The sequence below is a fragment of the Agromyces sp. Soil535 genome, assembly GCF_001428255.1.
Classification (GTDB): Bacteria; Actinomycetota; Actinomycetes; order Actinomycetales; family Microbacteriaceae; genus Agromyces.
The window spans coordinates 123,923-136,111 of the sequence record NZ_LMRW01000002.1 but is presented as its reverse complement, the minus strand read 5'-3'; the positions used below and the strand labels follow the sequence as shown (position 1 = coordinate 136,111).

At 71.6% G+C, this 12,189-nt stretch carries 12 protein-coding genes; 8 read left to right on the top strand and 4 right to left on the bottom strand.

What is annotated here, in order from left to right; all coding sequences use genetic code 11:
* Positions 1-89 precede the first annotated feature (89 nt).
* The 3 genes from ASG80_RS04005 to ASG80_RS03995 all read left to right on the top strand — a co-directional run bounded on the left by ASG80_RS04005 (position 90) and on the right by ASG80_RS03995 (position 2,596).
* Positions 90-905: a hypothetical protein gene (locus tag ASG80_RS04005; RefSeq protein WP_056728753.1), complete on the top strand. Its 816-nt coding sequence runs from the start codon at positions 90-92 to the stop codon at positions 903-905.
* A gap of 30 nt (positions 906-935) precedes the next feature.
* Positions 936-1,730, top strand: a complete 795-nt coding sequence (locus tag ASG80_RS04000) for a hypothetical protein (RefSeq protein ID WP_056728751.1) — start codon at positions 936-938, stop codon at positions 1,728-1,730.
* Between the two features lie 62 nt (positions 1,731-1,792).
* Entirely contained in the window at positions 1,793-2,596 is an 804-nt protein-coding gene (locus tag ASG80_RS03995; protein ID WP_056728748.1) for a class I SAM-dependent methyltransferase, read from the top strand.
* Between the two features lie 89 nt (positions 2,597-2,685).
* On the opposite strand, the gene msrA is transcribed toward ASG80_RS03995, so the two are convergent.
* Both msrA and msrB read right to left on the bottom strand, forming a co-directional pair.
* On the bottom strand, positions 2,686-3,231 hold the full coding sequence (msrA, locus tag ASG80_RS03990; protein ID WP_082589734.1) for a peptide-methionine (S)-S-oxide reductase MsrA: 546 nt from the start codon (positions 3,229-3,231) through the stop codon (positions 2,686-2,688).
* Positions 3,228-3,707, bottom strand: coding sequence for a peptide-methionine (R)-S-oxide reductase MsrB (msrB, locus tag ASG80_RS03985; protein ID WP_056728746.1), 480 nt, complete (start codon positions 3,705-3,707; stop codon positions 3,228-3,230). The genes msrA and msrB overlap by 4 nt, the downstream gene beginning before the upstream one ends.
* Before the next feature lie 236 nt (positions 3,708-3,943).
* Between msrB and ASG80_RS03980 the strand changes: the two genes are divergently transcribed.
* On the top strand, positions 3,944-5,653 hold the full coding sequence (locus ASG80_RS03980) for a sodium:proton antiporter (protein WP_056728862.1): 1,710 nt from the start codon (positions 3,944-3,946) through the stop codon (positions 5,651-5,653).
* Between the two features lie 351 nt (positions 5,654-6,004).
* Positions 6,005-6,769, top strand: coding sequence for a hypothetical protein (locus ASG80_RS22755; RefSeq protein WP_156401630.1), 765 nt, complete (start codon positions 6,005-6,007; stop codon positions 6,767-6,769).
* Between the two features lie 69 nt (positions 6,770-6,838).
* Here the strand turns inward: ASG80_RS22755 and ASG80_RS03970 are convergent, their stop codons facing one another.
* The gene (locus ASG80_RS03970) at positions 6,839-8,425 is read right to left on the bottom strand and encodes a Na+/H+ antiporter (protein ID WP_056728744.1); all 1,587 of its coding nucleotides are present in this window, start codon (positions 8,423-8,425) and stop codon (positions 6,839-6,841) included.
* A gap of 124 nt (positions 8,426-8,549) precedes the next feature.
* Between ASG80_RS03970 and ASG80_RS03965 the strand changes: the two genes are divergently transcribed.
* Positions 8,550-9,614 (top strand): YihY/virulence factor BrkB family protein, encoded by a 1,065-nt coding sequence (locus tag ASG80_RS03965; protein ID WP_082589731.1) that lies wholly within the window; start codon positions 8,550-8,552, stop codon positions 9,612-9,614.
* An 88-nt stretch (positions 9,615-9,702) separates the two neighbouring features.
* The gene (locus tag ASG80_RS03960; protein ID WP_056728742.1) at positions 9,703-10,209 is read left to right on the top strand and encodes a nitroreductase family deazaflavin-dependent oxidoreductase; all 507 of its coding nucleotides are present in this window, start codon (positions 9,703-9,705) and stop codon (positions 10,207-10,209) included.
* A 21-nt stretch (positions 10,210-10,230) separates the two neighbouring features.
* On the opposite strand, the gene ASG80_RS03955 is transcribed toward ASG80_RS03960, so the two are convergent.
* Positions 10,231-11,148, bottom strand: a complete 918-nt coding sequence (locus tag ASG80_RS03955) for a LysR family transcriptional regulator (protein ID WP_056728740.1) — start codon at positions 11,146-11,148, stop codon at positions 10,231-10,233.
* Between the two features lie 72 nt (positions 11,149-11,220).
* On the opposite strand from ASG80_RS03955, the gene ASG80_RS03950 reads away from it, so the two are divergent.
* Entirely contained in the window at positions 11,221-12,186 is a 966-nt protein-coding gene (locus ASG80_RS03950) for an EamA family transporter (protein WP_082589750.1), read from the top strand.
* Positions 12,187-12,189: the final 3 nt, after the last annotated feature.

The window sequence follows — 12,189 nt, the reverse complement described above, 5'->3', positions numbered from 1 at the left end:
CCCTCAACAACCGCGTGTCCCCCATGCGGGGCCGACAGCGGGCGGAGACCACGAGGGTATCGTAGGCCGGAGGGACGAGGAGGACGCGAATGGAGCCGGCGGCCTTCGACGTGCGGGAGTTCGCCCGCACGGCACAGGGCAGCCTGCGCGACGACCTCGACCTCACGCGGTACGCCGCCGCGCCGCTCCGTGGTGACGTCGTGCGCGTGCTCGACGCGCTCGCCGTCCTCGAGGGCGCCACGATGGCGCACCTGCGGAACGTGCTGGTTACGCCGACCCACAAGGACGCCCGCGTCACGGCGTTCCTCGTGACCTGGGCGTACGAGAAGTTCTGGATCGCCGACGCCCTGCGGGCGATCGTGGCGGCGAACGGCGGCGCGCCACGCGGATGGTCTGGCGCGGCATCCGATGCGGGAACTCACCGCCGCGCGGCATCCGCCGGTCGAGGGCCCGTGCGCCGTGCGCTCGCCGGCTTCGCGCAGGGCTGGCCGGTCATCGGAGTGCACATGACGGTCGGCCTCGTCGACGACTGGATGCTCCGTGCGGCATACGAGCGCGTGGCCCGCGCATCCGCGAACGACGCGCTCGACGCGGTGCTGCGCCGGATCCTCGACGTGAAGGAGCGGCACACCCGCTTCTTCCAGGAGGAGGCGAGCCGGCGACTGGCGGCCTCGCCGAAGGCCGCCGGGCTCGCACGGCGCGAACTCGCACGCACCGTATGGCCGCTCGGATCGACCGTGCTCGGACGGGACGACCGCGACGATCTCGTGCGGTTCGTGTTCGGCGGATCCGAAGGAGACGTGCTCGCCGCTCGTCTCGAGCGCGACATCGCGGATCTGCCGGGACTCGACCGGCGCGCCGCGGCATCCGTCCTCAGAGGCCTCGCGGGCGGACCCGCGGCCTGATTGCATGGACCGCGGAGGGAAGGGGCTCGCGTGGCGTTCGACATCGACAGGTACACCGCGACATCCGTGAGCGTGCACTGGGACGACCTCGACCTCGAGGACTTCCGCGACCACCCGCTGCTCGCGGGCGCGCTACGCACGCTCCGCTACATGGCCGACGTCGAGTATCACACCGTCTGCTACACGCGCGACCTGCTGACCACCCCCTCGCACCGGGAGGCCGACGTCAGCGCGTTCATGACGATGTGGAACCGCGAGGAGTTCTGGCACGGCGAGGCGCTCGCTGCGGTGCTCGCCATGCATGACATCACGGTCGACTACGACGCCCTCAAGGCGAGCCGGCTGAAGCTCGGCTGGAAGGACCGCCTCGACCCGATCAAGCAATCCGTGCTGGGCTCGCTCGTCGGTTCCGACTTCGTCGCGGTGCACATGACGTGGGGCGCGGCGAACGAATGGTCGGCGATCACCGCCTACCAGCGCATGGCGGAGCTGGAGGAGCATCCCGTGCTCGCCGAACTGCTTCGCCGCATCGCGAAGCAGGAGGCGCGTCACGTCGCGTTCTACACCTCGCAGGCGCGCGACCGGCTGGCGGCGAGCACGAAGGCGCAGAAGATCACGCGGTTCGCGCTCAGCCGGTTCTGGGCGCCCGTCGGCTCGAGCATCAACTCGACCGATGACGTGCGGCACGTCATGACTCACCTCATGAGCGGGCCGGAGGGGCGCCGGGCTGCACGCAAGGTCGACGACAGCATCAGCGGGATGCCCGGTCTCGACGGCCTCACCATCGTGCAGGACGCGCTCGACGGGCTCGGCATCCCGGCATGACCGCGCCTGACCACGCCTGACCGCGCCCGACCGTTCCCGGCCGGATCGCGGTACGGTTGAGCATGGCTCACGATCCGGTGCCGGACACGTGGGAGCAGGGCCCCGCATACGAGCGGTACGTGGGGCGGTGGAGCAGGCAGGTGGCTCCTCGGTTCCTCCAGTGGCTGCGCGTACCGACCGGGCTGCGCTGGCTCGACGTCGGCTGCGGCACCGGCGCGCTGAGCGCGGCGATCCTCGCCACGTGCGCGCCGACCTCCGTCGACGGCGTCGAGAAGTCCGAGGGGTTCCTCGAGACGGCGGTCGGCGAGCTCGGCAGCCGCGTGACGTTCCACCGAGCGGATGCCGCCGCGCTCCCGCTCGACGACGCGACCTTCGATGCCGTGGTGTCGGGCCTCGTGCTGAACTTCCTGCCCGATCTCGACACCGCGCTCGCCGAGATGTCGCGCGTCGCGGTCGACGGCGGCGTGATCGGCGGGTACGTGTGGGACTACGCCGGACGCATGGAGCTCATGCAGTGGTTCTGGCAGGCCGCGTCCGAGCTCGATCCGCGGGCGTCGGCGCTGGACGAGGGCCCGCGGTTCGAGGACTTCACCCCCGAGGGCCTCACGTGGCGGTTCGCGAGCGCGGGCCTCGTCGACGCCGAGGCCGGCTCCATCGAGGTGCCGACCCGGTTCGAGGACTTCGACGACTACTGGACGCCGTTCCTCGGGGGCCAGGGCGTCGCGCCCGCCTACGCGATGTCGCTCGACGAGACCGCCCGCGACCGATTGCGTGAGCGGCTGCGCGAGCTCGTGCCGACCGAGCCCGACGGCTCCATCGCGCTCGTCGCGCGGGCCTGGGCGGTCCGGGGCGTCGTCGCTCGCTGACCCCGGGTCGCCCCCGTTGGGCGTCCATTGAGGCGGGTCGCACAGACGGATGCCCCGGCGGACCGCAGTCCGCCGGGGCATCCGATCTCCTACGCCACGGGCTCCTGGTCGCGCTTCGGCAGCTTCCAACCGGGGCGCACGTAGTGGCACGTGTACCCGTAGGGGTACCGCTCCAGGTAGTCCTGGTGCTCGGGCTCCGCCTCCCAGAAGTCGCCGGCGGGGGAGACCTCGGTGGTCGCAGGGCCCGGCCAGAGGCCGGACGCGTCGACGTCGGCGATGGTCTCGTACGCCGTGACCTCCTGCTCGGGCGTCGTCGGGAAGATCGCCGAACGGTAGCTCGTGCCGATGTCGTTGCCCTGGCGATTCCTCGTCGACGGGTCGTGGATCTGGAAGAAGAACTCCAGCAGGTCGCGGAACGACTCATTCGACGGGTCGAACACGATCTCGATCGCCTCGGCGTGCGAACCGTGGTTGCGGTACGTCGCGTTCGGCACGTTGCCGCCGGTGTAGCCGACGCGCGTGTCGATCACGCCGGGGCGCTTGCGGATCAGGTCCTCCATGCCCCAGAAGCAGCCGCCCGCGAGCACGGCGGTCTCGGTGCCGGGGATGTGCGTCACGGTGCCGGGCGTCGTCATGATGCGTCCTCCTTCTCGGATGCCGCGGCATCCGTCGTGAACAGTGCGCGATACTCCCCATAGCCCTGCTTCTCGAGCTCGGCGAGGGGGACGAAGTGCATCGCGGCCGAGTTCATGCAGTACCGCAGGCCGCCGGCGTCCGCGGGCCCGTCGTCGAAGACGTGGCCGAGGTGGCTGTCGGCGCTTGACGATCGCACCTCGGTGCGCTTCATCCACAGCGAGCGGTCGACCTTCTCGGTGACGGCCCCGGGCTCGATGGGCCGCGTGAAGCTCGGCCATCCCGACCGGCTGTCGTACTTGTCGGTCGAGGCGAACAGCGGCTGCCCCGAGACGATGTCGACGTAGATGCCCGGCTCGTGGTTGTTCCAGTACTGGTTGCGGAACGCGGGCTCGGTCCCGTCCTCCTGTGTGACGTGGTACTGCTGGGGGGTGAGGCGGGCGACCGCCTCGGGAGTCTTGCGGTAGTCCTGTGGCACTTCGTTCCTCCTTCTCGGGCGACGCTGGCTGCGGCGCCTCGACAGCGCGGACGATCCGGGGGGCGGATGCGCGACGTCACCAGAGAAAACCAGTGACGGCCCCGCACTGTTCCGCATCACACGCCTCCCCGCTGTGACTTCGCTGTGAGCGCCGTGATTGCTGACGGGATGCCGCGTCGCGCCCCGGTGGCGCGATGCGCCAGACTTGGCGGCAGGTCGGTCGGGGAGGTGTGTCGGTGGAGCTCCTGGTCGTCGGCGTGCTCGGCCTGCTCGGCATCGCCGCCGCCACCGCGATCGGCCCGAGGGTCGGGGTGTCCGCGCCGCTTCTGCTCGTGATCGTCGGCATCCTCGTGAGCTTCCTGCCGTTCGTTCCCGACATCGAGATCGACCCCGAGTGGATCATCGCGGGCGTGCTCCCGCCGCTGCTCTACTCCGCGTCGGTGTCGATGCCGTCCATGGAGTTCCGCCGCGAGTTCGGCGCGATCAGCGGGCTGTCGATCGCGCTCGTGGTCGTGAGCTCGGCGGCCCTCGGCCTGCTCTTCACGTGGCTGGTGCCCGGCATCAGCCTCGCGGCCGGCATCGCCCTGGGCGCGATCGTGAGCCCGACCGATGCCGTGGCGACGTCGATCGTCAAGCGCGTGGGCGTGACGCCACGCGTCGTCACGGTGCTCGAGGGCGAGAGCCTGCTGAACGATGCGACGGCGCTGGTGCTCCTGCGCTCGGCGATCGCCGCGACCGCTGCGACCGTCACCTTCTGGGAGGTCCTCGGCGACTTCGTGTTCGCCGTCGCCGTCGCGGTCGTGATCGGGTACCTCGTGGGCAAGGGCAACCTGTGGGTCCGGTCCAGGGTGACGGATGCCACGGTGAACACCGTCATCTCGTTCGCCGTGCCGTTCGTCGCCGCCGTGCCGAGCGAGGCGCTCGGAGCGTCCGGCCTCGTCGCCGCCGTGGTCGCGGGGCTCGTGACCGGGCGCGGCGCCATCCGCAGCCTCTCGCCGCAGCACCGCACGTCAGACGTGCAGAACTGGCGCACGATCGAGCTCATCCTCGAGGGCGCGGTCTTCCTCGTGATGGGGCTTGAGATGTCGGCGCTCCTCGGCGACCTGACGAACGAGACGCGGGGCATCGAGCTCGGCGCGCGGGTGGCGGCGGTCACGCTCCTCGCCGTGCTCGTCGTTCGCGCGCTCTTCGTGTTTCCGATGCTCAGGCTCCAGCGCCGCATCTCACTCCGGGGGGCGAGCATCAAGCCGCAGCTCACGGCGTACCAGGAGCGGCTCGACCGGGCAGGTTCCGGCGAGGCTGTCGCTCCCGAGCGGCGAGGCGGGCCGCGCAAGGGGAAGCCGGGACGCGCCCTCTCCCCGGAGTCGCGGCAGCGGTTCGAGGCCCGGATCCGGCGCAAGGTCGCCGACATCGACTACTTCATGGCCAAGCCCCTCGGGTGGCGCGAGGGCACCGTGATCGTCTGGGCGGGCATGCGGGGTGCGGTCACCCTCGCCGCCGCGCAGACACTGCCGCAGGACACGCCAGACCGCTCGCTCGTCATCTTCATCGCGTTCCTCGTCGCGGCGGGATCGCTGATCATCCAGGGCGGGACGCTGCCGTGGATCGTGCGGCTCGCGAAGCCCGCCGGCGTGGACCACGAGGCGGCAAAGGCGGAGCGCACAGAGCTCCTCGAGATGCTCCGCGGCGTCGCCGACGACGTCGTGCGCGAGCACCGGGAGGCGCGCGCCGGGGAGGACGCACAGCACGGCGACCGCGACCCGGCCGGCGACCGGGAGCTGTACCGCGCGTTGCGGCTGGACATCATCGAGGCCCAACGCGAGGCCCTGCTGGCTGCACGCGACGACGGCACGTTCAGCGGTTCGGTGCTGACCGGCGCCCTCGAGACGCTCGACGCCGACCAGATCAGCATGGAGCTGCGCGGCGAGCACCGCGACGAGGCCTGAGCCGCGGCATCCGGCCGCTCAGCGCCTGAAAGGGCGCCCCGAATATGTTGAGCGATCATCGTTATTTGGATGACATTCACAGGAACATGTGCGGATTCGTACAGAAGAGGTCGGCAGACTGGCCACTTCGCCCGGGCGCCCCCGCGTCCGAGGAACGTCGAGAAAAGGATCAGGCGGCCCGAGCCACTCGCGATCCGCCCCGTGAAAGTCATGCAGAACCAGTCTCCCCCCACTCCCCACAACTCCATCGATCAGGTCCGGCCCGCGGGTTCCCGCCGGGCGAGGCACAGCCGGAAGCGCCGGCGCCGAGGACCGCTCCTCGCGGCCGGCGCCGTCGCCGCGATCGGTGCCATGGTCGGCACCGGATTCGTCGTGCAGGGCGCGGTCGCCGCGCAGAACGACCGCATCGCCGAGACCCGGGCGCTCACGGAGGCCGCCAACAGCGACGTCGAGCAGCTCGACGCCCACGGCGGCATCCTCGAGGCCCGCGCCGTGAAGCAGGCCGAGGACACCCTCGCCGGCGCCGGTGACACGATCACCGCCGCCCAGGGCAAGGCCGACGCCACGGCCCTCGCCGCCTCGGTCGCCGCCCTCGACGACTACGAGTTCCTTGCGCCCGAGCGCGTGTTCGCCCTCGTGGACGTGACGACCGCGCAGGCGGAGTCCGTGCGCGGGGCCGTCGCAGAAGCCGACCGCGTTTCCGCCGAGCAGGCCGCCGCTGCCGCGGCCGCCGCGAAGGCCGCCGCCGAGGCGGCCGCCGCCGCCGAGGCGGAGGAGTCCTCATCGTCGGTCTCCCGCCCTGGCGCCCCCGCCAATCCGACGGAGGCGCAGGCGATCGCCCGCGAGATGCTGCTCGCGCGCGGTTGGGGCGACGACCAGTTCGGCTGCCTCGTGGAGCTGTGGAACCACGAGTCCGGCTGGAACGTGTACGCCTCCAACGCGAGCGGCGCCTACGGCATCCCGCAGGCCCTCCCCGGCAGCAAGATGGCCACCGCAGGCGACGACTGGCAGACCAGCGCCGCCACGCAGATCACGTGGGGCCTCGGCTACATCACCAGCCGCTACGGCACGCCGTGCGGTGCCTGGGATGCATTCAACGCCCAGGGCTGGTACTGATCCCCGGCCGCGACGCCGCGACATCCGAACGCCCTCCGACGGGTAGCCCGTCGGGGGGCGTTCTGCGTCTCACTCGTCGTCGGGCGGCGCCGTGAGCCGAAGCTCCTCGAGGTCGATCCGCGCCTGCAGGCGCCGCAGGATGACGTCGTCGATCCGGCGATCATGGCGCAGGGCGAAGAGGGCGGCGCGCTTGGAGGGCAGGATCGCGAGATGCAGCGCGTCCTCCTCGTCGCGTGAGCTCGCATCGCGCACCGCGGCCTCGGGCCGGCCCTCCTCGCGGTGGATGAGCTGCAGTCGGTCCCGGTAGGTGGTCCGCAGGCCCTCGACGATCGGCGGGCTCGTGCCGAGTTCCTCGGCGGCGCGGGGGAGCGCGTCGAGCGCGGCACGCAGCATGGCCTGTTCGCCGAGGAGCTCCTCGTCGAACTCGCGCGGATCCCGCGTGAGCCCCGACCAGCGCACGATCGCCGGCAACGTGAGGCCCTGCACGACGAGCGTGAACAGGATGACGACGAACGTCACCGCGATCACGAGGTCGCGGTCGGGCAGCGGGTCGCCGCTCGCCGTCTGCTGCGGCAGCGCGAGCGCAGCAGCCAGCGACACCGCGCCGCGGAATCCCGCCCAGCTGATCGGGAACCGCTGCCGGAACCCCACCCGTCGCGTGCGCTGCACGGGCCGCCGGTCGACGAGACGGATCAGGTACGGCGTGGTGACGCCCCACAACAGTCGCACCGCCATGACGCCGACCGCGCAGGCGAGCCCGAAGAGCAGGGCGCTCGGCCAGGCGGATCCGAGCCCGTCGAGCACCGGCTTCAACTCGAGCCCGATCAGCACGAAGAGCGCGCCGTTCAGCACGTAGCTCGCCAGCTGCCAGAAGCCGAACGTCTGCGCGCGCATTGCGGCGGTGATGATGCGGGGACCCACCTGGCTGATGACCAGGCCGCACACCACCACTGCCACGACCCCGGACGCCCCGACGAGCTCGGCGGGCAGGTATGCGACGAACGGCGTGAGCATGCTGAGGGTGCCGCCGAGCAACCGATCCCCGCGGAACAGCCGGCGGACGTGGTACGCGGCGAACCCGATCGCGAGGCCGATGAGGATCCCCACCGCGTAGGCGTACACGAACTGGGCTGAGAGGCTGACGAAGGTGATCGAGGCACCCGCCGTGGCGGCCCCGACGGCGACTGCGTAGAGGACGAGCGCGGTGCCGTCGTTGAGGAGGCTCTCGGCGCGGAGGATCGTCCCCTGGCGCCGGGGAAGTCGGCGCACGACGGCGGCGACGGCTGTGGCATCCGTCGGCGACAGGATCGCCCCGAGCGCGAGCGCCATCGGCCACGGCATGCCGAACGCAGATGCGAGCCACGCGATCGCGAAGGCCGTGACGAACACGAGGCCGACGGCGAGCAGCACGATGATCCGCAGGTTGTCGCGGATCTCGCGGAGCGAGGTGTTCAGCGAGTCCCAGTAGAGCAGCGCCGGCAGGAACAGCAGCAACACGAGCTCCGGCGGGAGCTCGACGTGGAGCCCCGGCACGAAACTGAGGGCCGCGCCCGCGACGAGCAGAATGAGCGGCGCCGGCACGGGGATCCGCTTCGCGAGCATCCCGCCGCCCAGGATGGTGGCGCCGAGCACCACCACGAGGATCAGTCCTTCCATGAGTCACCTCCTGCGTCGGGTGCTCTCCAATGTAGGGGCGTGAGGCCCTGCCTCCGAGGCCCGCCTGACGATGCTGGGTGTCGAGCGACTGCGGGACGCATCCGCCCCTCGATAACCTGACGGCATGGGCGAGCAGCAGACGCAGTCGGGGAAGGGTGGGCCGTTCGCACGCCTCAGCGCCTGGGCGACGCGGATCACTGCGTGGGCGCTGGCCCGCAAGCCCGTGCGGGCGTTCCTGCTCTATCTCGAGCGCCACGGCCCGATGCTCGCTGACAGCGTCACCTATCGCACACTGTTCTCGGTGTTCGCCGGGGTGTTCCTCGGATTCGCCGTCGCGGGTATCTGGCTCTCCGGCCGGCCCGACGCGATGGAGGCCCTCGTCAAGACGCTGGATGCCGCGATTCCGGGCCTCGTGGGCGAGGACGGCCTCATCCACCCAGACGACCTGGTGCAACCCCTGCCCCTCACCATCGCCGGCGTGCTGGCGCTCATCGGCCTCGTCGGCGCCGCCATCGGCGCCGTCGGTTCGCTCCGCCTGGCGTTCCGCGATCTCGGCGACCAGCCCGATGACCAGACGTTCTTCGTCTGGGTGCTGCTGCGCGACCTCGTCCTGGCCGTCGGCTTCGGGCTCCTGCTCGCGGCGGCCGCAGTCGTGACCTTCTTCAGCACCACGGCCATCGGCACGATGCTCGGCTGGATGGGCGTCTCGACACGCGATCCGCTCTCAGAGGCCAGCACCCGCATCGTGTCGATCCTCGTCATCTTCGCGATCGACAGCCTCGTGATCGCCGTCATGTTCCGCCTGCTCTCGGGCCTCAGGCCGAATGCGCGATCGCTGTGGAGCGGCGCGGTGCTCGGCGCGGTCGGGCTGACCGTGCTCCAGCTGCTCTCCAGCCTCTTCGTCGGCGGCGCCACGACCAATCCGCTGCTCGCGTCGTTCGGCTCCCTCATCGCGCTGTTGCTGTGGTTCAACCTCTCGAGCCAGGTCATCCTGATCGCCGCCGCGTACATCGTCACGGGCGTCGACGACGAGCACGACCGCATCCGGGCCAGGTACGGCGCCCCGACCGTGGCGATCCGCCGGATGCAACGAGCGGAGCGCCGGGCGAGCGTCGCAGCCGCCGAGCTCGCCGACGCCCGTGAGGCGGTCGAGCGCGAACGCGCCGAGCACCCGGCGGGCTCGTCGTGACTGGCCGACCGGGCGGCGCCGTGCCGCGGTGTCGCGGTCGCGTGAGTGGCACTATCGCCTACCTGCGGTCGCCGAGCAGAATGGGCAGATGGCCACCGTGCTGCAGGTCGTCCGCTCCGTCATCGCGCCGCTGACGCGCACGAGCCTGTTCCGCGCGCTGGGGCCGATCGTGTTGCCGCCCGCCGAGCGCCTGCTCGCCTGGCTGACCGACGGGCGGGTGCAGCTCAGCGGCCTGCTCGTGCCGTCGCTCGTGCTGCACACGATCGGCGCGCAGTCGGGCGAGCCGCGCGACACCTACCTCATGTACACACCCGACGGGCAGGGTCGCGCGATCGTCGCCGGCACCACGTTCGCGCAGGAGCGGCATCCCGGCTGGACCTACAACCTGCTGGCGCACCCCGACGCCGCGATCACGGTGCGCGGCCGGCGGATGCCCGTGCGCGCGAGCCTCATCGGCGACGAAGGACGCGACGCTGCCTGGGCGCGCATCGAGGCGCAGTGGCCCGGCTATCGCGGCTACGAACGCGACTCCGGCCGCATGGTGCGCCTGTTCCGGCTGCAACCCGTCGCCGACCCGCATCGCGCACCCATGTGACCAAGGCGGCGCGCGCTGCGCCTACGCACCGGTCGGCGGCACGACCCGCGCGCCCGCCTCGACCAGCAGCTGCACGGCGCGACGGAGGCCAGGACTCTCCGCCATCGAGCGGCGGTAGGCGACACGCACGTCGCGCACCTGGCTGTGGTCGGCGAGGGGACGTGCGACGACCCCGTCGGGCAGGGCGGAGCGGCCGAGCCTCGGCACGAGCGCGATCGCGACCCCCTCGCTCGCGAGCTCGACGAGCGAGGCGAAGTCGGGATCCTCGGCGACGACGCGCGGCACCGTGCCGAGATCGGCGAAGATGCGCATGAGCGCCTCGTGGCAGATCGCGCCCCTGGGCGTGCTCGCCCAGAGCTCGTCGACGAGGTCGGCCCGCTCGAGCTCGTCGCGATCGGCGAGCGGATGCCGCACCGACAGCACGACGTCGGCCTCGTCGCGGCACACATGCTCGGTCATGACGTGCGCGGGCGCCACGAGCGGCACCGAGTTCCAGTTGTGCACGACCGCGAGATCGGCCGCGCCGGTGGCGACGAGGTCCATCGCTTCGACCGGGTCGACGCTCGTCACGGTCGCGAGCACCGCGGCATCCGATCGGCGGAGTGCTCGCAGCACCGGGCCGACGAGCCCGCGCGTCGCGGTCGAGAACGAGGCGATGCGCAGCGGCGCCGACGGTCGCGACCCGCCGGCGGCGAGGGTCTCGAGCCGTTCGAGGCCGTCGAGCAGCTCACGTCCCTCGCTCGCGAGCGTGCGGCCCCGTTCGGTGAGCAGCACGCCGCGGCCCCGTCGCTCCAGGAGCGTGGCGTCGAGGTCGCGCTCCAGCTTCTTCACCTGCTGCGAGACGGCCGACGGCGTGTAGCCCAGCCGCTCGGCGGCGGCCACCACCGAGCCGGCCCGGTCGACGGCGACGAGGGCGCGCAGGCCCACCAGATCGATCATGAAGTAATCGTACGTTGTGAGGTGTACTATTCGGAACTGGTGCTGAATCGGTCGCGCTGCGAGGCTGGTGGCGTGACCCCCAGACACCTGCTCCTCGGCCTCCTCGTCGCCCTGATCTGGGGCGTGAACTTCGTGGCCATCGACCTCGGGCTGCGCGACACGCTCCCGCTCGTGCTCGTGGCCCTGCGGTTCTCGCTGGTCGCCGTGCCCCTCGTCTTCTTCGTGCCCAAGCCCGATGCCCCGTGGCGGGTCATCATCGGCATCGGCCTCTTCATGAGCGCCGGCCAGTTCGGCCTGCTGTTCACCGCGATGCACCTCGGGCTCCCCGCCGGCCTCGCCGCCGTGGTGCTGCAGTGCCAGATGATCTTCACGCTGGTGATCGGCGTCGTCGCGCTGCGCGAGCGCCCGACCCGGATGCAGCTGCTCGGGGCGCTGCTCGGCGTGGCGGGGCTCGGCGTCGTCGCCGTGGGGCGGCTGGAGGGCACGGCGGGGTTCGGGGCGATCGTGCCGTTCCTGATCTGCGTCGCCGCGGGCCTCAGTTGGGCGATCGGCAACGTGATCTCGCGGTCGGCGGCCGGCGCGAACGGCTTCGGCATCGTGGTCTGGTCGGCGCTCGTCGTGCCGCTGCCGGTGCTCGCACTCAGCCTGCTGCTCGACGGACCGTCCGCGGTCGGCGACGCGTTCGCCACCATCGGCTGGCAAACGATCGTGAGCGTCGCGTACACGGCTGGATTCGCGTCGCTCGTCGGCTACACCATCTGGAACATGCTGCTCGGCCGCTACCCGGCGTCGCTCGTCGCGCCGTTCGCGCTGCTCACACCGCCGATCGGACTCGCCGCGGCAGCGCTCGCCCTCGGGCAGGTGCCGAACACGCTCGAGCTGGCCGGCAGCGCGCTGCTCGTGGGCGGCGTCGCCGTGGGGCAGGTGCGTCGCTGGTCCCGCAGGGCGGACACGCGCTCCGGCGCCGATGCGGCAGCGCGGGCCGAGGCATCCGATTGGGGGGTTGACCCGATAACGGTCGACGCACGGCGCTCATAGCGT

Coding starts and splice junctions, on each gene's coding strand:
- ASG80_RS22755 (WP_156401630.1), top strand. CDS start 6,005: ATGGTCGGCACCGGATTCGTCGTGCAGGGCGCGGTCGCCGCGCAGAAC.
- msrA (WP_082589734.1), bottom strand. CDS start 3,231: ATGACGACGCCCGGCACCGTGACGCACATCCCCGGCACCGAGACCGCC.
- ASG80_RS03970 (WP_056728744.1), bottom strand. CDS start 8,425: ATGGAAGGACTGATCCTCGTGGTGGTGCTCGGCGCCACCATCCTGGGC.
- ASG80_RS03960 (WP_056728742.1), top strand. CDS start 9,703: ATGGCCACCGTGCTGCAGGTCGTCCGCTCCGTCATCGCGCCGCTGACG.
- ASG80_RS04005 (WP_056728753.1), top strand. CDS start 90: ATGGAGCCGGCGGCCTTCGACGTGCGGGAGTTCGCCCGCACGGCACAG.
- ASG80_RS03955 (WP_056728740.1), bottom strand. CDS start 11,148: ATGATCGATCTGGTGGGCCTGCGCGCCCTCGTCGCCGTCGACCGGGCC.
- ASG80_RS03965 (WP_082589731.1), top strand. CDS start 8,550: ATGGGCGAGCAGCAGACGCAGTCGGGGAAGGGTGGGCCGTTCGCACGC.
- ASG80_RS03995 (WP_056728748.1), top strand. CDS start 1,793: ATGGCTCACGATCCGGTGCCGGACACGTGGGAGCAGGGCCCCGCATAC.